At 31.6% G+C, this 19,596-nt stretch carries 26 protein-coding genes and 3 pseudogenes; 24 read left to right on the top strand and 5 right to left on the bottom strand.

Annotated features, from left to right (window positions below; translation table 11 throughout):
• Nucleotides 1-119: 119 nt before the first annotated feature.
• The 3 genes and pseudogenes from IPM92_09785 to IPM92_09795 form a co-directional block, all read right to left on the bottom strand.
• Complete coding sequence (locus tag IPM92_09785) at nt 120-287, bottom strand: hypothetical protein (protein ID MBK9108633.1); 168 nt, start codon at nt 285-287, stop codon at nt 120-122.
• Nucleotides 288-302: 15 nt separating this feature from the next.
• Nucleotides 303-906: pseudogene (locus IPM92_09790) on the bottom strand (superoxide dismutase).
• Between the two features lie 75 nt (nt 907-981).
• On the bottom strand, nt 982-1,326 hold the full coding sequence (locus IPM92_09795; protein MBK9108634.1) for an EamA family transporter: 345 nt from the start codon (nt 1,324-1,326) through the stop codon (nt 982-984).
• A 74-nt stretch (nt 1,327-1,400) separates the two neighbouring features.
• Here IPM92_09795 and IPM92_09800 point away from each other — a divergent pair, with 74 nt between their 5' ends.
• From IPM92_09800 to IPM92_09835, 8 genes and pseudogenes are all read left to right on the top strand, one after another.
• Nucleotides 1,401-1,565, top strand: a complete 165-nt coding sequence (locus IPM92_09800) for a hypothetical protein (protein MBK9108635.1) — start codon at nt 1,401-1,403, stop codon at nt 1,563-1,565.
• A gap of 367 nt (nt 1,566-1,932) precedes the next feature.
• Nucleotides 1,933-2,400, top strand: a pseudogene (locus tag IPM92_09805) (redoxin domain-containing protein).
• Between the two features lie 7 nt (nt 2,401-2,407).
• Nucleotides 2,408-2,711 (top strand): annotated as a pseudogene (locus IPM92_09810) (ATP-dependent Clp protease adaptor ClpS).
• A 917-nt stretch (nt 2,712-3,628) separates the two neighbouring features.
• The gene (locus IPM92_09815) at nt 3,629-4,246 is read left to right on the top strand and encodes a hypothetical protein (protein MBK9108636.1); all 618 of its coding nucleotides are present in this window, start codon (nt 3,629-3,631) and stop codon (nt 4,244-4,246) included.
• A gap of 422 nt (nt 4,247-4,668) precedes the next feature.
• A complete protein-coding gene (locus IPM92_09820) occupies nt 4,669-5,058 on the top strand; it encodes a T9SS type A sorting domain-containing protein (protein MBK9108637.1) in 390 nt (129 codons plus the stop codon).
• Between the two features lie 899 nt (nt 5,059-5,957).
• Nucleotides 5,958-6,215, top strand: coding sequence for an IS66 family insertion sequence element accessory protein TnpB (gene tnpB / locus IPM92_09825; protein MBK9108638.1), 258 nt, complete (start codon nt 5,958-5,960; stop codon nt 6,213-6,215).
• The gene (locus IPM92_09830; protein ID MBK9108639.1) at nt 6,191-6,550 is read left to right on the top strand and encodes a transposase; all 360 of its coding nucleotides are present in this window, start codon (nt 6,191-6,193) and stop codon (nt 6,548-6,550) included. Before tnpB (IPM92_09825) ends, IPM92_09830 begins: the two co-directional genes overlap by 25 nt.
• A gap of 15 nt (nt 6,551-6,565) precedes the next feature.
• Nucleotides 6,566-6,724: a transposase domain-containing protein gene (locus tag IPM92_09835; GenBank protein MBK9108640.1), complete on the top strand. Its 159-nt coding sequence runs from the start codon at nt 6,566-6,568 to the stop codon at nt 6,722-6,724.
• Here the strand turns inward: IPM92_09835 and IPM92_09840 are convergent.
• The gene (locus IPM92_09840) at nt 6,717-6,995 is read right to left on the bottom strand and encodes a hypothetical protein (protein ID MBK9108641.1); all 279 of its coding nucleotides are present in this window, start codon (nt 6,993-6,995) and stop codon (nt 6,717-6,719) included. The two genes, IPM92_09835 and IPM92_09840, sit on opposite strands and share 8 nt — an antisense overlap.
• A gap of 509 nt (nt 6,996-7,504) precedes the next feature.
• Here IPM92_09840 and IPM92_09845 point away from each other — a divergent pair.
• The 9 genes from IPM92_09845 (at nt 7,505) to IPM92_09885 (ending at nt 13,397) form a co-directional block, all read left to right on the top strand.
• Entirely contained in the window at nt 7,505-7,723 is a 219-nt protein-coding gene (locus IPM92_09845) for a helix-turn-helix transcriptional regulator (GenBank protein ID MBK9108642.1), read from the top strand.
• A 67-nt stretch (nt 7,724-7,790) separates the two neighbouring features.
• Nucleotides 7,791-8,120, top strand: a complete 330-nt coding sequence (locus tag IPM92_09850) for a hypothetical protein (GenBank protein MBK9108643.1) — start codon at nt 7,791-7,793, stop codon at nt 8,118-8,120.
• Between the two features lie 241 nt (nt 8,121-8,361).
• Nucleotides 8,362-8,595 carry a hypothetical protein gene (locus IPM92_09855; GenBank protein ID MBK9108644.1) on the top strand — a complete coding sequence of 78 codons (234 nt, stop codon included), beginning with the start codon at nt 8,362-8,364 and terminating at the stop codon, nt 8,593-8,595.
• Nucleotides 8,596-8,637: 42 nt separating this feature from the next.
• Nucleotides 8,638-8,886: a hypothetical protein gene (locus IPM92_09860; protein MBK9108645.1), complete on the top strand. Its 249-nt coding sequence runs from the start codon at nt 8,638-8,640 to the stop codon at nt 8,884-8,886.
• Between the two features lie 357 nt (nt 8,887-9,243).
• Nucleotides 9,244-9,537 carry a hypothetical protein gene (locus IPM92_09865; GenBank protein MBK9108646.1) on the top strand — a complete coding sequence of 98 codons (294 nt, stop codon included), beginning with the start codon at nt 9,244-9,246 and terminating at the stop codon, nt 9,535-9,537.
• Nucleotides 9,530-10,207: a hypothetical protein gene (locus IPM92_09870; protein ID MBK9108647.1), complete on the top strand. Its 678-nt coding sequence runs from the start codon at nt 9,530-9,532 to the stop codon at nt 10,205-10,207. The genes IPM92_09865 and IPM92_09870 overlap by 8 nt, the downstream gene beginning before the upstream one ends.
• 76 nt (nt 10,208-10,283) lie before the next feature.
• Nucleotides 10,284-10,940 carry a lantibiotic dehydratase gene (locus IPM92_09875; protein MBK9108648.1) on the top strand — a complete coding sequence of 219 codons (657 nt, stop codon included), beginning with the start codon at nt 10,284-10,286 and terminating at the stop codon, nt 10,938-10,940.
• Between the two features lie 65 nt (nt 10,941-11,005).
• Nucleotides 11,006-12,682, top strand: coding sequence for a lantibiotic dehydratase (locus tag IPM92_09880; GenBank protein ID MBK9108649.1), 1,677 nt, complete (start codon nt 11,006-11,008; stop codon nt 12,680-12,682).
• Nucleotide 12,683: 1 nt separating this feature from the next.
• On the top strand, nt 12,684-13,397 hold the full coding sequence (locus tag IPM92_09885; GenBank protein MBK9108650.1) for a thiopeptide-type bacteriocin biosynthesis protein: 714 nt from the start codon (nt 12,684-12,686) through the stop codon (nt 13,395-13,397).
• A gap of 321 nt (nt 13,398-13,718) precedes the next feature.
• Here the strand turns inward: IPM92_09885 and IPM92_09890 are convergent, their stop codons facing one another.
• Nucleotides 13,719-14,645, bottom strand: coding sequence for a hypothetical protein (locus IPM92_09890; GenBank protein ID MBK9108651.1), 927 nt, complete (start codon nt 14,643-14,645; stop codon nt 13,719-13,721).
• A 215-nt stretch (nt 14,646-14,860) separates the two neighbouring features.
• Here IPM92_09890 and IPM92_09895 point away from each other — a divergent pair, with 215 nt between their 5' ends.
• From IPM92_09895 to IPM92_09925, 7 genes are all read left to right on the top strand, one after another.
• The gene (locus tag IPM92_09895; GenBank protein ID MBK9108652.1) at nt 14,861-15,148 is read left to right on the top strand and encodes a hypothetical protein; all 288 of its coding nucleotides are present in this window, start codon (nt 14,861-14,863) and stop codon (nt 15,146-15,148) included.
• Nucleotides 15,145-15,525: an IS66 family insertion sequence element accessory protein TnpB gene (gene tnpB, locus IPM92_09900; GenBank protein MBK9108653.1), complete on the top strand. Its 381-nt coding sequence runs from the start codon at nt 15,145-15,147 to the stop codon at nt 15,523-15,525. The genes IPM92_09895 and tnpB (IPM92_09900) overlap by 4 nt, the downstream gene beginning before the upstream one ends.
• Nucleotides 15,522-16,151: an IS66 family transposase zinc-finger binding domain-containing protein gene (locus tag IPM92_09905; GenBank protein MBK9108654.1), complete on the top strand. Its 630-nt coding sequence runs from the start codon at nt 15,522-15,524 to the stop codon at nt 16,149-16,151. The genes tnpB (IPM92_09900) and IPM92_09905 overlap by 4 nt, the downstream gene beginning before the upstream one ends.
• 39 nt (nt 16,152-16,190) lie before the next feature.
• The gene (locus IPM92_09910; GenBank protein MBK9108655.1) at nt 16,191-17,060 is read left to right on the top strand and encodes an IS66 family transposase; all 870 of its coding nucleotides are present in this window, start codon (nt 16,191-16,193) and stop codon (nt 17,058-17,060) included.
• Between the two features lie 231 nt (nt 17,061-17,291).
• Nucleotides 17,292-17,936 (top strand): hypothetical protein, encoded by a 645-nt coding sequence (locus IPM92_09915; protein ID MBK9108656.1) that lies wholly within the window; start codon nt 17,292-17,294, stop codon nt 17,934-17,936.
• Nucleotides 17,937-18,382: 446 nt separating this feature from the next.
• Complete coding sequence (locus IPM92_09920; protein ID MBK9108657.1) at nt 18,383-18,703, top strand: T9SS type A sorting domain-containing protein; 321 nt, start codon at nt 18,383-18,385, stop codon at nt 18,701-18,703.
• 154 nt (nt 18,704-18,857) lie between these two features.
• Nucleotides 18,858-19,583, top strand: coding sequence for a leucyl/phenylalanyl-tRNA--protein transferase (locus IPM92_09925; GenBank protein ID MBK9108658.1), 726 nt, complete (start codon nt 18,858-18,860; stop codon nt 19,581-19,583).
• The last annotated feature ends 13 nt before the right edge of the window (nt 19,584-19,596 follow it).

Here is a 19,596-nt window from a genome sequence, read left to right on the forward strand (position 1 = left end):
CGCCAATGACGATGGCATTTGCCCTGGCATCAAGCATTCTGGAATTTCATCGAGTATCAGGACTTTTTCCAAAGTACTATAATGAAAAATTCCTTTGCGAGGTCTAATCAATACCCAACCTACCTTAAATAATTTACGGGTTTGAGAACCATGGCCATACCGGGTGTAAGTCCACCACAACTTAAATTTATACACAATTCAATAGCAGGTATTTTATAAATCTCTGCTGCTTGAACGGAATGGATATCTGCACAGCATAATTCTATGACTGTGTTTAATGTGTTCATAAATAGAGTAGTGAATTAACGCAAACGCGCGTAAGCGTTTTCAGCAAATTCCCAATCGACGACGTTGAAAAACGCTGAAATAAATTCGGCTCTTCTGTTTTGATAGAGTAAATACAAGCATGTTCCCATACATCAAGACCGATGACAGGCGTTCCTCCACAAGCTGTTGCAGGCATGAGAGGATTGTCCTGATTGGGCGTCGAACAAATTTCGAGCTTCCCGCCCGGTTGAACGCATAGCCAGGCCCAACCTGATCCGAAGCGGGTCATAGCTGCTTGAGAAAATTTTCCTTAAAAGCTTCAAAACTTCAGAAAGATTCAGTAATGGCAGCTCCCAACTCATCTTTGGGTTCTCCCCGCCATGGTGAAAGGCATTCCCAAAATAAACAATGATTGTAATAGCCTCCACAGACGTTGCGAAGCGCCATATTGTTCATGTCAAGGTTTTTGAGAATTTCTTCTATGGTCATGGATTCCAGTGGAGTATCCTTGATGGCATTGTTCAGATTTGTAGTATAGGCTGCATGATGTTTGCCATGGTGGATTTCCATGGTGCGCGTATCAAAATGAGGTTCAAGCGCTTGATGAGGATAAGGAAGTTCGGGGAGTGTAAAGGGCATAATACTTGTTTTAATGTTGGTTTATAGTAAACGTAAATATACTATTTGAGTTCAGACCAGGACCTTTTTTATTGCTCAATTTCCGGGAATTGTTTTGGATTCCATTTTTCTGTAAAATCGGTGGAGAAAAACACTTAAGATCAATATCGTAGCACCTATGTAAAAATAGGTATTAAATTCTTTATGTTCACTAAAGACGAGTATGGCCAAAATAATCCCGTAAATGGGTTCCAGATTAAAGGCCAGCATGGATGAAAAAGCGCTCAGGTGGTGTAATGATTTGAGTGCCAAAACATAAGACACTACAGTGCATACATATGATAACAAGATCAGGTAAAGAAAATCCATTCCTGTGGTAGAAATTTCATTTCGGGTTGATAGAAATACATAAACGGAATGATGATAGATAAAACCAGCCATACAGAAAAGAGTTCCAGCCAGGATATTTGAATGGCTGTCGCTTCATGATATATTTTTTATTTAAACTGGCAAAAATGGCAGAAAATAGGGAAGCAAGAACTCCGGCTGCAAATCCCAGCCTGAAACTCAGGTCTATATTTTGTACAATCATCCACATGGATGGAATGGTGACCAATCCAGTGATCACATCCAATCTGTTTAAGGGCCTTTTATTGAACAAACTTTCAAAAAAGCGGTAAAATGGGAATAAAAGCCAGACAGATCATGGCTATCGACGAATTTGAAAGTTTGATGGAACCATAAAACACATCCAATGAAAGCAAACCACAACGCCAATGCCCAGAAAGATAAAAAATACTTCAGGGCGTCAGATTTTGAGTCCGCCGGCCTGTTTTAAAATTGGGCAACATCAAAATCCAGCTCATCAGTGCGCGCCACCAAACCAGGGTCAATGCGGGCAATAAGATGAGTTTACCTAAAATTCCCGTAAAGCCAAACAAAAAGACCGCGAGATGGAGGGTTTAAAATGGCTTTTTTGACGATCTGTGAGATTCATTTTGTAAATTGGTACAAATATCTATTTTGTGCCCGCTTGAACAGCAAGATATGTACAGTTTAAAAATTGGCGAAAAAGCACCCGGATTTACCCTTATTTCCAATGAAAAGAAGGAAGTAAGCCTTACCGATTTTGCAAACCGGAATGTCGTCTTGTTGTTTTTCCATTTGCTTACGGGTACCTGTACCAAAGAACTCTGTAGCATACGCGACCAGATGGATTTTATGCAAAAATCAATGCACAAATTCTTGGGATCTCCGTAGATTCTCCCTATAGCCTGAACAAATACAAAGAAAAATTAAATTTGCCATATCCTTTGTTGTCTGATTTTAATAAGTCGGTTTCCAGATCTTACGACTGCCTTTATGAGGAATTTAATTTTGGTTTAAGGGGAGTCTCAAGCGGGCGGCTTTTGTGATCGACAAAGAAGGCCTGCTCCGGTATATCGAAATTTTGGAGAATGCTGAAATTTACCTAACTTCGACGCTGTGAACAGAACATTGGATAATCTCAATTGATTCAATTATGCCACAAACAAATCCTGGAACCTGGGAAGCCCTGGAAGATGAAGTCCTGTTGGAAGAAGCCACCGGCGAAGTATCTGAACTGATCGTGTTTAATGATGATGTCAACACTTTTTGACTGGGTCATTCAATGCCTGATGGATGTTTGTAAACACAGCTTTGAGCAGGCAGAGCAATTATCACTGATCGTGCATTTCAAAGGCAAAGCTGTTGTCAAAACGGCAAGTTTCAATATTCTGGTCCCCATGAAAGATGCATTATGCGATCGCGGACTCTCTGCGGTGATTGAGACGATAAAGGTTTAAGGAGGAAGCTCAAAGCTCCCGACATCAAAAATTATTTTAAGAAGAAGCTGGTTCATGTCAGGAAAGCCAAAAGCCAAAAGCAATACTTAGGCAAGTAAAGTTTTGAAAATAAATTGAAAATAATTGTATTTTATTTGAACTAACATTCGTTAGGGCGTGTTTTTTTAACAGACTAACAGACTAACAGACTAACAGACTACAGACCAACAGACTAACAGACTAACAGACTAACAGACTAACAGACTAACAGACTAACAGACTAACACACACCCTCCTACATACCTACAAACATCCCAACATTATAAAGTTATTGCAAATAAGAAATTTATTTATATCCGAAAAGCCTACAAGCCTACAAGCAACATAGACGATGTTGTTTGGCTCTCGCCATTTGATTTTCATAATTACTAATTTAGATTGTTAAAGAACATTTCTAAACCTGTGTATAAGTATTAGTAATCAAAACAAAGACTGCACATTTTTCCAGATTGGCATTAAATAAATTTTATATAAACCCAGTAAATGACATTTCTTCTCAGGGTTTCTACTGATAGGGTATCAGGTTAAACCCTGAATTTTTCATTGAGTTTAAAAATTTAACTAAAAAAATTTGGTATGAATCTTTATAAGTTTTAATATTGTTATCTCATTTACATGTCACCCGTTTTCAATTCTGATTAAGCGTTCAAAACAAAGAAGAAATATTTGAATATTTTTTCTTTAGCGGATATTAAGCATTTTTCAAGGACATAGAAACTGTTTCTTTGATTCAGTTGGTAAAACATCCTTTTAACTAAAAAATCCAAAATCAGAGTCTTTAAAAAGTCCTCAAAGTAATTTAAATTTGCCTACAGGAATCTATTTAATTAAATATCAGTTTCTTGATGGTTCAATGAAGGCAGAAAAATATTTACTCCATGAATTATAGAATTTTTAAAATAATATTTTACCTTGTAATCCAACAGTTTTCATCAATTTCGCAAGTCCAAAACCTAAATTGGGTAATTGGGTATAATAATATTCCACAACCATCAAGATTTGGAAGAGTAATTTTAAATTTTTCCAAAGACTCAATTAATATTTTACCAACTAAAGGAGGTCATAGATTTTATTTGGGTTTTGAGAATGCAAGTATTTCGGATAAAAATGGAAATCTTTTATTCTATTTTGATGGATTTAACCTTGGGAACAAAGAACATGGAATTGTTGAAAATGGTGATACATTGAATCCGGGGGACTATTGGAATGATTATCAGGGAGTTTTTTACCCTATAACAAACGCGTCCAGTTTTTTAACTATTAACGGTATGGAAAATCTTATCTATCTTATTCATAAAAGAAAGATTTGGGATTCAAATTTAAACACTTCTTATTCAGATAAATTGTATTATACTTTAATCTCAATAAATGATAATGGTGGCTTAGGTAAAGTATTAAATAAAAATCAAATTATTCTGGAAGGTAAATTTATTCCAAACCAAATGGCTGTTTGCAAACATTCTAATAAGAAGATTTTGGTGGATTATCAATCGTGATTATAACAAGTCAATTTATTATATTGTTTTACTGACTGATAATGGATTCTTAAAATTCACACCACAAGAAATTGGTTCTACATTAATTGATTTGTCAAATTCAGGTAACCTAATCGCTTCTTACGATGGCACCAAGTTAATTAGAACATCTATTAACAATCATTTGCAAATTATGGATTTTGATAGATGTACAGGATTAATAAGTAATTTTAAACAATACTTATTACCAGACTTGGATTCATCAGGGGTAGTTAATAGTTGTTTGTCTCCAAATAACAAATATTTGTATGTTGTGCTTGCGACTAAAATATATCAATATGACTTGGAGTCCAATAATATAGAAAATTCAGTGATACAAATTGCAAATTGGGATGGATTTCTATATAAAAATACTTTCTCGACAGAATATTTTGATATACAAAATGCACCAGAAAAGGACATATATAAGTTGTATTTCAAGCAATATATATTTACATGTAATTAATTTTCCAAATGAACGTGGACTAGCTTGTGATTTTAATCATCGTGCTATTGAATTACCGGTAAATTGTGGGATAGGACTTCCGAATTTTGCAAATTTTAATCTTGATACTGAAATTGGGAGCAATTGTGATAGCTTAACTGCAACAAATAATTTTTCTACTAGCAATAAATTTATCATTTATCCCAACCCATCTGAGGGACATTTGAAGATCGAAAATACAAAGTTAAATAACGCTAATTATTATGAAATTCAAATATATGACATCTCAGGTAAACTTATCGAAAGAATCAAATGTCTGCACATCAAAATAAATGGGATTATGATTTAGTTTATTTAGAATCTGGTCTATATTTTATTAAGTTTTATATGAATCATAAGCTAGTACAATTGAACAAGTTTGTTTTAAATTAAATGTATTTATCACACCTGTCCAAAATAAAATAGAAACTGGCAATCAATGCTGAATCCATTGATAAAATTAGTTTAGAAATGCATTATTTAAAATCTAGCCTATACATATTGTGGAAAAACCGTATCCCACCGACCAACTGCATCTTGTCTGAATTGCAATGATTTAGTTGTTTGTATCCGTATAACCAAGTACATCTTGCATAATCAAATGCCACCAAATAGCTTTGTGAAAATTTAGTTTATGACAAAGCAAGAATTTGAACTGCTGAAAATTGAATTGGAAACTAGCGGAATGTCGCTTAAAAGTTTTATGGCAACAAAGGGGTTCCCAATACATCAATTTCATTATTGGAGAAAGAAGTACTGTTTAAAGGAACTAAGTGTACTTCGTGGGACGGATACCTTTAAACGTAAAATTTAACAAAAATTATTTGGAAGTAATTTTATTAAGTTGCATTACTGTGTATCCGTCCTACGAAGTACATCTTGCGAGAGACCCAAACACCCGATAGCTTTGCCAGAAAATAGTTTATATGACAAAGCAAGAATTTGAACTGCTGAAAATTGAATTGGAAACTAGCGGAATGTCGCTTAAAAGTTTTATGGCAACAAAGGGTTCCCAATACATCAATTTCATTATTGGAGAAAGAAGTACTGTTTAAAGGAACCATCAAAATCAAAAAATGAATTTATTCAAATTGGATCTATCCAACCACCAAATTCAACAATTTGATTGGAATATCCTAATGGAGTGACGATCAACTTTTAGGCGAATCCCGGATCAGAAACATTATTGAAACTGATCAATTCCAAAAGTTGATTCCGTTTACTTGCGGACACCGGTATTTTCTATATACCGGTATTGCAGATTTCCGCAAAAGCTATGACGGACTGTTTGGAATTATAAAATCAATCATGCAAAGTAATCCATTGAGCGGTGACGTATATCTATTTACTAATAAACGACGTAATCAAATACGGATGATGGTTTACGATACCGGAGGATTAGTATTATTGAGCAAGCGTTTAGATAGAGTACTTTTGAAATTATGGAATCGCAAACTAATCCTATAAAATTGAACATTAGTTGGACGCAATTAATGTGTATGCAGGGCATTAAACTGAGCAGTATTCGTTATAGAAAACGACATATAATCGGCGACAAATATTTAAGTGTAATGAATACCATTAAGGAATTTCTTGATAAAAATGTAGAATCTATACTACCAGCCAGTGCAATTGGAAAAGCCTTTGGATATGCAATCAAACGATGGGATAAGTTACTGGCATATACAGTTCATGGTGAAGTAGAAATTGATAATAACCTTATAGAAAATACTATCCGTCCTTTGGCTCTGGGTAGAAAGAATTATTTGTTTGCAGGTTCTGAGGAATTTGCTCAAAGATGAGCTAAGGTTTATTCCTTGTTTGCAACTTGCAAGCTCCATGACATTAACCCATATGAATGGTTAACCGATTTCTTCCACAGAATTAAAGACCATCCTATAAATCGTATCTCAGAACTACTTCCGCAAAATTGGTGCAGGTCAACCACGAAGAAGAACATTGAGATTGTTACCTAAGTGTACTTCGTGGGACGGATACGTAATACCGTTGATTTGCTTCACCATTTCGGGTTTCTGTAGAGTTAAATATCAATACTGATAATTCTTCATCCGAGAGCTCTAAAGCTCTTGGTAAATCAATTCCTACAGATTGGATACGCCCAAGGTATTCGCGAATGGTGATTCGTGATATACCGCTTTGCTTTGAAATATTACGGATGCTCATATCCGCTTGCTTCATTTGAAAAATACTCTTTACTTGATGCATTTGTTTTGGTTTAGCTGACATTTGGTAATTGGTTTAAGATCCCAAATACCAATTCTTTTGCATCAATTCTTATAAAGATTTAGGGGTGGGTCACTTTACTCCGGATTTAGTGGTCTAGTATGGTCCGGATTATGCATATATTAATGAAATACAGGAAAACACCTTAAAAATACAGGAAAAATCCTCTTGACAAACGGATCTTCACTACAGTAACTTTGATTAGTTTTTTTTTGAATAGATAGCTCCCATTTCGCCGATTTCTTTTTATAAAGTAAAGTCGTTCTTTTGAAAATGATTGACATGAAATTGATAGAGATTAGTTTCAGAGTTTTTGTATTGAATTTTTGTATTGAAAAAGTATCAGGGTAAGCCTTGATACTTTACACTAAAAATATGATACAGGCCATTAAAATGAATTTGATAATTGATCGCTTTAACATAAAACCCATCTTCATTTTTTGTCTTAACATATTCAGAAAATATTAGAGTTTATTGATTCTGTTTTTATAAAATTGAAAATGCCTAAATCTATGAAAAACTTTAGAATAAAAAGTAATTTATATCTTTCAGTAAGAGAATTAGAAATTTCTAAATTAGTAGTTAGCGGTAAGTCCAGCAAGCAAATTGCGAGTATTTTAAATCTTTCAGTTCATACTGTGAATACTCACAGGAGAAATATAATAAATAGAGTTGGAGCCAAGAATTTGGCTGAAGTCCTGTATAAGTTGGTGAAAATAGGACTTATTTAGTTAATAATTATAAATGAGTATTGTGTGAGAAGATTGAATCTCTTAATTTTGTTTAAAATTTACTTAGATGGAACTAAAATATATTGCTAATACAGGTTTTGTGACAATCTCAACTGCAAATTCTAATCTGGATGGTACTGGAACTACAACATTACTTTTGACAGCTGGCAACAACGGGACATTATTAAAAACATTAATAATTAAAGCCCAAACCAATACCACTCAAGGTATGGTAAGATTCTTTTTAAAAAATGCAAGCAACAATAATTATAATATAATATTGGAAGTGCCAATTCCTATTGTTACTAAATCTTCAAGGGATTGTAGCTTTCAAGTAGTTATCCCCATTAATTACTCAATGCTTGCTGGGATAAAATTTATGTTTCTACTCAAGTAGCAGAAACATTTAATGTTATTGCTGAAGGTCTCAATTGGGTTAACCCTACAAATGCTGCACCATCTGAAAATTTAAATGTCTATATTGAAACTTCCGGGGCTGAAATAGTTTCTCGGCTAATTCAAACTTAGATGGAACAGGAACGACTGTTCAGATTTTTCAGGCAGGTTCCCCTACAACTTATAACGGCTGTGAAATTACTTCAATAATTATTAAGGCCCAAGGAACCACGACCCCAGGTATGATAAGATTGTTTTTAGCGGCTTCGGATGGTTCTTCAAAGACCTTATTTACAGAAGTTGTAGTACCTGCTAGAACACAGAATTCCATTAATTCTAGTTTTACCCATCAAGTATTGGCACAAGGAAGTATAGCAATAAGAGGAGATTTGACAATTTTTGCATCGACCCAAGTTGCAGAAACTTTTAGTATTATTATTGCTGGAGCTAATTGGAGACTTCAAGAGCCTGCTTAGTGTTTTATTATTTATCACTTAAAAATGAATTAAATTTAAATTATGCAAAACTTTAATCAACTAATTTTAGATACGAATGAAACATTAGGTTTAAATTCTAATATAAATTTTAATTCTAGTTATATTGGATTGCCTGATAATGGTCCTGAAATGTTTTCACATAGAATTCCTCAAGTACCGAGAAATTGCAGTTTAGATTGGACAAGTCGTTTTATGTGTGGGAAACCTGATGAACCAGAAGTATGGACTATTAGAATTCTCAACCCCTTACCAAGGAGAGGAATTTGCTAAAAGTTAATAAATATTCATTTGCTTTATTAATTGGATTTTTAAAATGATAGTATGAATTAATACAATATTTCCTCAAAATTTGTTTAATTAAAATTAATGCTAAATTGGGAGCCAATTTTCGTAGATAAAAATGAGATAAAATTAGTAAAGTCAAGAATTGAATTAATAACTTCTCAGTTATATAATGTAAATAATAATTCACTATTTGGAGGAAAAGCTGGTCTAGCTATATATTACTTTTACCTCAACATTCTATCTAAAAATTCTTCATATAAAGCCATAGCTAATTCATTTCTTTTTAGATTGTATTAGATCAATAAATACTGATAAACCAGATTTCTCTTTTAGTAATGGAATTTGTGGGCTTTCTTGGTGTTTATTAAATCAAAAAATAATGGATTAATTCAAATTAATAAAGATGAGTTTTTTAAAGAAATTGATATTATTATTTTAACTTTCTTAGAAAATAAATTTGCGGAGAATAATTTTGATTATCTATACGGAGGACTTGGAAGTGGATTGTATTATTTTGAAAGGCTTCCTAGTGCTATTGCTTATAAATCCTTAGAAAGGATCGTTAACTTATTAGATCAGACCGCAGAAAAAAATGGGGATATATTACTTGGGCAGATAATTTTTCACTATGGATGATGAACCATTTAACAAAAAGAAGTACAATCTAGGCTTAGCGCACGGTATACCAAGTATACTCTGCTTTTTAAGTAAAACGTATGCAAAAGGAATAAATAAAAGTTTATCGAAGAAACTTTTAGATGGTAGTGTTAATTGGCTTTTAAAACATAAATGCAATATAGCTAATGTTTCAATTTACCCTGAAGTAGTATATGAAAATAGTAACAACAACTTTAGTAGATTAGCTTGGTGTAATGGGGATCTTGGAGTCGCAATTTGTTTATGGCAAGCTGGTAATTCACTTGGTAAAAAGTCATTGCTAGAAGAATCATTAATTATACTAGACTCGTCTATTTCACGAACCCATAAAATGGAAACTTTAGTGATGGATAATTGCCTTTGCCATGGCGCTACAGGAATTGCACATATTTATAATAATTTCTATCAAATAACCAAATTAAAAAAAATTAAAACTGCTGCCATAAACTGGTACAAAGTTGTTTTAGAAATGAAAACTCTAACTGATGATTCTGGTTTCTATAAAACATGGTCAATTGATGATAATGACATAGAAGTATGGACAAATAATTGTGGGATACTAAATGGAGTTGCAGGAATTGGTTTATCTTTAATAAGTTCAATCAGTAAAATTAAACCCAGTTGGGATAGTTGTCTTTTGCTAAGATAATGTAAATATAATGATACACAAGAAATATGGTAGTAATTACACTTTACTAAATAGATACATTCTAAGAACACCAATTTTGCCAATTGAGAGCATAGCAAAATTTATTTTTTCAGAGTTAGATGTAATTAAGTTTTGCAAATCAGATGTGAAATATTTAGAGGCTATTTATTTATCATCTCCAGATTTGTATTTTGAATTTGTAAAAATCTTAAACGGAAATTTAAAGTCAAATAAGCAAAGGAATAAGATATTGTTATCTGTGACAAAATATCTTTTAAGAATGGCTACTAAATGTACACCATTTGGAGTACTTTCTAAAAGTTCAATTGGTGGAATCAGCCAAAATAAGATTGGAAAACAAATATTGTCTGACGAAGTACAAAGAATAGTTCAACTTGACACTTCATTAGTTAACAAGTTGACTAAATATTTACAAAGTTTCCCACAATTTAGAGAATTACTTAATTACTATCCAAATAATACCATTTATAGAGTAAATAATGAAATTTGTTTTTTTAGTTGTCATCTGGATGAGAGTAACTCTCAATATTCTATTTCTAGGATAGAAGAGTCAGATTTATTAGATACTATATTAAATTGGTCCAAGGATGGAATTATTTATAAAGAACTCTTAGGTTTAATACGTAATAAATTTTCTGTTCAAAATGCAAGCTCTATACTAGATGGATTGATAGATAAGGAATTTCTAATTAGTGACTATGAAAAAACTTAAACACAAGTTTATTCTTACAAGCCAGTCTTGATATTATTGCCAGCATAGAAACAAAGTGTGAAAGTTTGTTAAAAGCTGAATTAGTCTTGAAAGATGCTAGTAAGATTCTTAATAATTTGCAATTAGGAAATGGAATATTAATGTACGAAGAGTTATACAATTTATTTAGATCATTATCAATAAGTATAGAAAGAAATAAAATTTTATATATTAATTCGATTTGTGACCTAAAAGAAAGTAATTTGAATGTAAAAATTGTTGAAGAAATATCTGAAGTTATAGAAATAGTATCTTATTTTATAAACCAGCGCCAAAATGTAGCACTTGAAAAATTTATAATAGAATATCAAAATAGATATCAAGAGCAAGAATTACCCCTTGCTCAAGTACTTGATCCAATTAATGGTATAGGTTATATATTAAGCGAGTCAAATTTGTATGTGGAAAAGTTAATAGCAGAATATTTATTATTGGAAGACAACAACAAAGTAGAGAAAGACATCAAATCTAATAGTTGTAGTGATATTGATTTGTATTTGATTGAATTGTATGTGAAAGCAGTTAAAAATAGTAGTTATCAAATTGAAATTTCCTTAGATGATATTAAAGATAAATTAATATTAAAAAATAATTTATCTAAGACTATTTCTATATTAGTAAATTTTGTAAATGTTGATCACACTTTAAATAAATATTGGATTCATTTTAAAGATATTTCCTCATTTGCAATACGTTCGCTGTCAAGATTTTCATTATTTAATTCAGAAATTAGTGATATTTGTGAAAATTTATCGAATATTGAATCTGATGTATCAAATAATTCAATTAGAGCAGAAATTATACATGTGCCAAATTTAAAAGTGGCAAATATTATGCAGAGAAAAATATTTTATCAAAATGAAATTTCTCTAATAACCAGGAATAAGGATTTTAAAAACACTCAAATAAATTATAATGATTTATTTATATCTATTCAAAATAATAGAATTGTATTAAGATCAAAAAAACTTAACAAGAAAGTTTTACCAAGTCTTTCTAACGCATATAATTTTAATATTACTGAATTCCCTGTATTTAAATTTCTATGTGAACTACAATATCAAGATGTATCTGAAGGGTGGGAATTTAATTGGGGTATTTTAGATAAGCAAATAGGTTTTATGCCAAGGGTAATTTATAAAAATGTAATTATTTCCAGGGCTATGTGGCGATTCAATAAAAAGGAATTTGATCATATTTTCAGAGGAATAGTTATTGATAAAGTAAGTAATTTTAACAAGTTTAGAAAACTACATAAGATACCTCAAATGGTATTAATTAAAACGACCGAAGGTGAATTATTTCTTAATTTAAAGTCTATTCAATGTATTGAAATATTGCTTAATGTTGCTAAGAAGCTCAAAGATCTAGAAATATTGACATTATATGAAAACCTCATGCAGTATGGGTTCTCTAATGTTAGTGATTCCAATGGTTCTTATGAAAATGAATATTTATTTTCATTCATAAATAGTAATAATAATTCGGTTAATAATGAAAACTATTCAGAAATTAAGTTTGATAAGTATGATAAGAAAAGAAATTATTTAGCGCGTAAATTTCTTCCAGATAGTGAATGGTTATTTTATTGTATCTTTTGTAATAAATTTAATTCAGATAAAATACTTCTGCTATTTAAAAGCCTATACATAAAAGAATGTAAATTATTTCTCAATATTGATAAATGGTTTTATAAGGTATAACGTGCCATCATATCACTTGCGATTTAGATTTCATTTCAAAAATGGTAATATTTGCTCAGAATTAAAAACATTAATTACAAATTTTATTTTAAGATGTGAATCTGAAAAATTAGTTTGGAAAATTCAAATTGAGACATATGAAAGAGAGGTAGAGAAATATGGAACTAATAGCATTGAATTAGCGGAAAAATTATTTAGCAATGATAGTAGATCTGTTTTAACACTTATTAATCAACAATTTTTAAATTTTGATATAAAAACAAAATTATTGGTTGGATTAAAATCAGTCGATATGTTTTTAAAAGATTTTAACTTAAATCATTATGATTGTGTCAACTTTACATCATTCTATATCAATCAATTAAACAATAGTGATGGGACAAGCATTGCTATAAAGTCTTTACAAAAAAAGTATTATTTAGAGATAAAGGAAAGTATGAGCAAAATTCTAGAGCATAATATTCTAAATAATGATAGCAGTATGGCAATACTAGCTTCACTTAATTTAAGATCTCATGAAAATAGACTAATCACTGCTCAACTGATAAAAAATGTTTCTCCTGAGAAATTAATGGAATACTTGAGAAGCTATATACACATGAACTTGAATAGAATATTTATTGATAATCACAAAAAATATGAAAATTTAATATATTACATATTAAATAAATATTATATATCTAGATATAATAAATTAAATTTACTAAAAAATTAATCTCGGATTTACTTATTGTTTGTGTTATCATTTATCCAATGAAAATGTTTTAATTTAATATTATTTGAAACAATTTGTTTAGTTATAATAAATGTATCTTGACATTTCAATATATAAGAATTGGTGTCAATTATTGAAATTAAGTAAGCATACTTAATATTCATCATTTCATCATAAAATATTAGACTTTTACTTATAGAATCAAATGATGTTACATAATTTAAAGTAATGTCACAATTGTATTTAACAGTTGCAAAGCCTTCATTCTCAATAATTAATTGTTTCCAATTATTATCGACTTGATTTGCATTTTTTAAAGAATCAAAAATTTTGTTTAAGTATAGTATATGAACCATACATTGTTGGTTGTATTTTAGATATAGCATCAAATTTAAATTTTTTTGAGCTTAAGGCAGAAATTGTTGAAAAAAAGTAGAAAACAATTAAAACCGTTTTTATTGCAACTAAATATATAGGCAATCTATTTGTATCTGCAAAATTGTATGGTTTTGTTTTAAGTGAAACATAATTACCGGAAAATAAGAACATGAAAATAGTCTTCAGATCTTTTGATAGTAGGCCAATAGTAAAAAATAATAAAATTGATGAAAATAACTTTACTGGTATATCAAAAAAGTAATTTACAGCTACAATATTTATTGTCATTACAAGTGTGATCAGTGCGCCAAAAGTCGCTGTTCTTCTAAAGAGCAGAAAAAATGAAAGAACTTCTAAAAAGCCAATAAAGAATTGATATGAATGTGAGTACCCAAAATATGCCCAAGCTAGTTCCATTGGGCTTGATTCACCATAGGTTGTAGTTAAAGTTAGCAGATCAAATTGTGAGAATTGCAATGAAAACATTTTTGCAAAGCCATAGTAAATCATAATAAAGGCTAGATAATACCTTAGAATAAGGTAATTAAGCACTTCAAATTTTATTTCTCGTATTTTAGGTATAGTAAATAAAAAAATTGTGCAAATTATTGAAGTCAAAATTATTGCAAAAAAAATAATGAATTCAGAAGTTGTATCACCACTACCTCCAAAAGGTGACTCTGAGTTAAAAATGACTGCATTAAAAAATAATTTATTCATTAAATCAAATGGCAATAATTTGCTTAATGGCTCCCAAATTAAATTGTTTATAATTCCATTAAAAGGTAACGCCCTATTGTTTTTAATGCAAAATTGAATTATAAATAGGAATACAAAGATTGAAAGAAATTTATTTAAATATTTTTCCATAAGTAGATAATGTAAATAAAGATAAACATTATTTATAACATATAACGAAATTTAAATATTTTATAGACAAAAAGTATCCGTATAATCAAGTAAATCTTGCATAATCAAATGCCACCAAATAGCTTTGTGAAAATTTAGTTTATGAGTATCCGTCCTACGAAGTACATCTTGCGAGAGACCCAAACACCCGATAGCTTTGCCAGAAAATAGTTTATATGACAAAGCAAGAATTTGAACTGCTGAAAATTGAATTGGAAACTAGCGGAATGTCGCTTAAAAGTTTTATGGCAACAAAGGGGTTCCCAATACATCAATTTCAATATTGGAGAAAGAAGTACTGTTTAAAGGAACCATCAAAATCAAAAAATGAATTTATTCAAATTGGATCTATCCAACCACCAAATTCAACAATTCGATTGGTATATCCTAATGGAGTGACGATCAACTTTCAGGCGAATCCCGGTTCAGAAACATTATTGAAACTGATCAATTCCAAAAGTTGATTCCGTTTACTAGCGGACACCGGTATTTTCTATATACCGGTATTACAGATTTCCGCAAAAGTTATGACGGACTGTTTGGAATTATTAAATCAATCATGCAAAGTAATCCATTGAGCGGTGACGTATATCTATTTACTAATAAACGGCGTAATCAAATACGGATGATGGTTTACGATACCGGAGGATTAGTATTATTGAGCAAGCGTTTAGATAGAGGTACCTTTGAAATTATGGAATCGCAAACTAATCATATAAAATTGAACATCAGTTGGACGCAATTAATGTGTATCATGCAGGGCATTAAATTGAACAGTATTCGTTATAGAAAGAGACATATAATTGGTGAAAAATATTTGAAAAATAATTATGTAAATTGAAAATAAATTGCGATCTTGTTGTTGTGATACAAGATTCAAATAAAGAAATTACAAATGAATATTTGCTTACGCAAATTGCAGAATACAAGAAGGAAAACGAATACTTACGCCAAGAATTAGCGCAATTAAAACGATTCATATTTGGAGCAAAATCGGAGCGATTCATAAGCAACGAACCACCTCTCCCACCGAATACATTATTTACACAAGTGAACGAGGAGGAGCAACCATTAGAAAATTTAACTGAAAGAATAACCCACACCAGAGAAAAGGCAGTACACAAACGCGGAGGAAGGAAAGAACTGCCAGATCACTTAAGGCGAGAAGTCATTGTACTGGAGCCAGAGGGGAAAACGGATGATATGAAATGTATTGGCAAAAATGTCACTGAAGAATTGGAGTACATTCCAGGAGTCATCTATGTCAATCGCTACGAAAGACCTAAATACAAAGACCCAAAGTCAGAAAAAATAATCATTGCTCCGATGCCTTCGAGAGTAGTTGATAAATGCATAGCTGGTCCAGATTTTATGACTTATGCTATTATTGGAAAGTATTTGGATCATAACCCATATTATAGATTCCTCCAACAACTCAAAAGAATGCATCAAGTGGATATCCCTTGATCGACTTTTGGAGGCTGGGGCAGTCAATATGTCAATGCATTGGAGCCCATTTTTGGTGCTCATCAAAAAGAAGTTCTATCCGCTAATTATTTACAAACGGATGAAAGCCCAATCAAAGTGCAATCAGATGAAGTAAAAGGAAAATGTCATTTAGGATATATGTGGGTCAGCAGAGATCCACAAAATAATTTAGTCCTATTTACTTATCAAAAAGGAAGGTCAGCTGAATATTTTAATAATCATATCCAGGGATTTAAAGGTAAGTTACAAACAGACGGTTATAGCGTTTATGAATCCTGTGATAAAAATCCGGATTTTAATATGTTCAGTTGCTGGGCACATGCCAGAAGATATTTTGAACAAGCACTTGATAATGACAAACAGCGCGCAGATTACGTGTTAAGGCAAATTCAAATTCTTTATAAAATTGAGGAATCTGCCAAAGAACAAAAACTATCCAAAGAAGAACGACAAAAATGGCGACAGGAAAATGCCATTCCGGTTTTGAATACTATTAAAGAATTTCTTGATAAAAATGTAGAATCTATACTTCCAGCCAGTGCAATTGGAAAAGCCTTTGTATATGCAATCAAACGATGGGATAAGCTACTGGCATATACAGTTCATAGTGAAGTAGAAATTGATAATAACCTTATAGAAAATGCTATCCGTCCTTTGGCTCTGGGTAGAAAGAATTATTTGTTTGCAGGTTCTGAGGAATCAGCCCATAGATCAGCTATGGTTTATTCCTTGTTTGCTACTTGCAAGCTCCATGACATTAACCCATATGATTGGTTAACCGATGTCTTCCACAGAATTAAGGATCATCCTATAAATCGTATCTCAGAACTACTTCCGCAGAATTGGTGCAGGTCAACCGCGAAGAAGAACATTGAGATTGTTGCCTAAGTGTACTTCGTGGGACGGATACATTACTGTTACAAATATTTAAGCAGTGTATCCTGGGTGTTACAATATAAAAAAAATAATTGTGTTAATTATTTGTTAACATTACATTTTGCCGCTGTTTTTTAAATTAACTTTAGTTAGATTGACATTTTATAAAGCACATTCAAATATTGGAAAATTAGATTTTAATTGTAATTTCTACACTTTTAATTTTTATTAATAAAAAAGAATATGAAATTTTTCTTGTTCTTTTTGATACTCGTTTCTACTTGTTTTTACTTTTGTTCAAAACAAGAGTTACAAGATGGCAGTTCAGATGATAATGACATTCCTGTTTCTGGAATTGATGTTCAAGATCATCCTATATTAACGGATGCTGATTTTATAGCCCAAAAGCAAGCTATGTTAAATTTTTGCGATTCTCTGTTTTATGAAAACAGAGATATATTTCATAACGATACCACCCTTTTTGATACGATTATTGAGTCAACCGATCTTCAAAATACGCTAAATTCTTATGGTTTTGAAAATGTTACATCCATAATGGGTAACATAGCACTAATCGATACCCTTGGCGCATTATTACAAAATAGATACCCTGATATAGCAGAATTAAGTCAGTCAGAAAAAATTGAATTGATTGCTCTGATGGGTGAATTGGACGAAAACGGTGATCTACCTGAAGAGGATTGTTGTCCTGCTTATAAAAAGGCCCTAAAAGAATGTTTAATGAATGCAATTTTTGCTGTAGCCTCAGCTTGGGTGGCAGAGTGGGGTTGGGGAGCTTCAGTTGGGATAGCTATGAACGGAGTGGATAATGCTAACAGGTGTATTCGTGAAGCTGAGAAAAATCATGCCGATTGCTGCCCGAAATAACTAACAATAAAATTTTACCTTTTTCGAAATGTATGTAGCATAAATAAACAACATATGTCAGTTTTAACGAATATAAATAGAGCAAAGTTTATTAAAATAGTATTATTCGTTATTTTAGTTTTTATACTATTTTTAAGGGTGGTTAAATATAAGAATTTTGAATATTTTAGGAATATTGGTGTTGAATTAGTAATGTTTATCATAATCATTGTCGCATCAAACTATTATTTATACTTGAAAAGTGAATTAGTAGACGAAAATAAACTGCTAAAAAAATTTGGTTTTACAAATAGTAAAAACTTATTTTATTTTAATTTTATTTTTACAATTTTATTTATTGGATTATTACTGTATTTAAGTCTATTGTTGATTATTTAATTTCCACCATTCGTCTTCAAGTCTCCAAGCATATTGTTTAATCAGCACAGATAATTCCTGAAGTTCCTTTGTGTATATTTGAAGAACATATCTTCATTTCAAATTCAATACCTAACTTTCCAAGAGTCAATGACATAAATTCAAATTGTTTTGCCATAGTTTTATATCCCTCTCCTTTTAAAGATTATATAACTATAGAATTAATAAAAAATTTGAAGGAATATGTAATCTGTAAAATAATTAGTCAACATGGGCATGTTCTTTATGATTCAAAAATCAAGTATGGTAAGTCAATTATACATACGGCTAATTGGGTTCCAGGATTTTATTTTATACAATTCAGTAATAAAAACGGGTTCGTCAATTCATTAAGAGTAATTAAGATATAAGCTTGCTTGTTGAAAATAAATCAATAATTATTGGACAAGAATCAACATTTTCAAAGGTTGAAGTTTTACAAGCCTCCCAGACTTACAGACTATTGGACCCCCCTACCCCCCTACCCCCCTAAATTCACTTTGTTACCCCATCTTTGCAATCAACATGCAGGAATACAAACTCAACGAAAGTCATTATTTAATTCCGGACCTTGCAGATGGCATTTACGACGGCTTACTCATGGTAGGCGGGAGTCTGGAGTTTGAACAATTGCTGGTGGCTTATCTCAATGGAATTTTTCCCTGGTACAATGAAGGCCAGCAAATCATGTGGTTTGCTCCCATTCCCAGGCTGGTGCTGTTTCCAAAGAAACTGAAGATCGCGAAGAGTTTGAAATTATTGATGAAGAAAAATATTTTTCAATACAGTGTGGATTGCAATTTTTTGGATGTGATGCTTCAATGCAAAACGGTGGCCCGGCATGGTGAACACGGAAGCTGGATCCACGGCGATATCATTCAAGCTTTTTCAGATTTACATGAAAAGGGTTTGGCGCATTCCCTAGAAATATGGAAAGACGGCGATTTGGTTGGAGGTTTGTATGGTCTGGCGCTTGGAAATATGTTTTGTGGCGAATCGATGTTTTTCAAAGAAAGTAATGCTTCCAAAATTGCTTTGGCTGCATTATGTATCGAACTCATCAGACGGAAATTTAAGTTTATCGATTGTCAACAGGATACACCACATATGAAATCAATGGGTGCTGAACTCCTTGAACTGGAAGAGTTTCAAAATCTGCTGGAACAGAATAAAAAGCATGCCCTTATCGGACAATCCTGGAAACAAGACCCTCGTCCTATTACTTCAGATGATCTGATGCAATTCACTTAATTTTGTACACAAT

The sequence above is a fragment of the Saprospiraceae bacterium genome (assembly GCA_016719615.1).
Taxonomy (GTDB): domain Bacteria; phylum Bacteroidota; class Bacteroidia; order Chitinophagales; family Saprospiraceae; genus Vicinibacter.

Coding starts and splice junctions, on each gene's coding strand:
- IPM92_09860 (MBK9108645.1), top strand. CDS start 8,638: ATGCAAAACTTTAATCAACTAATTTTAGATACGAATGAAACATTAGGT.
- IPM92_09855 (MBK9108644.1), top strand. CDS start 8,362: ATGATAAGATTGTTTTTAGCGGCTTCGGATGGTTCTTCAAAGACCTTA.
- IPM92_09850 (MBK9108643.1), top strand. CDS start 7,791: ATGGAACTAAAATATATTGCTAATACAGGTTTTGTGACAATCTCAACT.
- IPM92_09915 (MBK9108656.1), top strand. CDS start 17,292: ATGAAATTTTTCTTGTTCTTTTTGATACTCGTTTCTACTTGTTTTTAC.
- IPM92_09895 (MBK9108652.1), top strand. CDS start 14,861: ATGACAAAGCAAGAATTTGAACTGCTGAAAATTGAATTGGAAACTAGC.
- IPM92_09840 (MBK9108641.1), bottom strand. CDS start 6,995: ATGTCAGCTAAACCAAAACAAATGCATCAAGTAAAGAGTATTTTTCAA.
- IPM92_09925 (MBK9108658.1), top strand. CDS start 18,858: ATGCAGGAATACAAACTCAACGAAAGTCATTATTTAATTCCGGACCTT.
- IPM92_09820 (MBK9108637.1), top strand. CDS start 4,669: ATGCACCAGAAAAGGACATATATAAGTTGTATTTCAAGCAATATATAT.
- IPM92_09800 (MBK9108635.1), top strand. CDS start 1,401: ATGGCAGAAAATAGGGAAGCAAGAACTCCGGCTGCAAATCCCAGCCTG.
- IPM92_09795 (MBK9108634.1), bottom strand. CDS start 1,326: ATGGCTGGTTTTATCTATCATCATTCCGTTTATGTATTTCTATCAACC.
- IPM92_09830 (MBK9108639.1), top strand. CDS start 6,191: ATGGAATCGCAAACTAATCCTATAAAATTGAACATTAGTTGGACGCAA.
- IPM92_09815 (MBK9108636.1), top strand. CDS start 3,629: ATGAATTATAGAATTTTTAAAATAATATTTTACCTTGTAATCCAACAG.
- IPM92_09890 (MBK9108651.1), bottom strand. CDS start 14,645: ATGGAAAAATATTTAAATAAATTTCTTTCAATCTTTGTATTCCTATTT.
- IPM92_09785 (MBK9108633.1), bottom strand. CDS start 287: ATGAACACATTAAACACAGTCATAGAATTATGCTGTGCAGATATCCAT.
- IPM92_09845 (MBK9108642.1), top strand. CDS start 7,505: ATGAAAAACTTTAGAATAAAAAGTAATTTATATCTTTCAGTAAGAGAA.
- IPM92_09870 (MBK9108647.1), top strand. CDS start 9,530: ATGGATGATGAACCATTTAACAAAAAGAAGTACAATCTAGGCTTAGCG.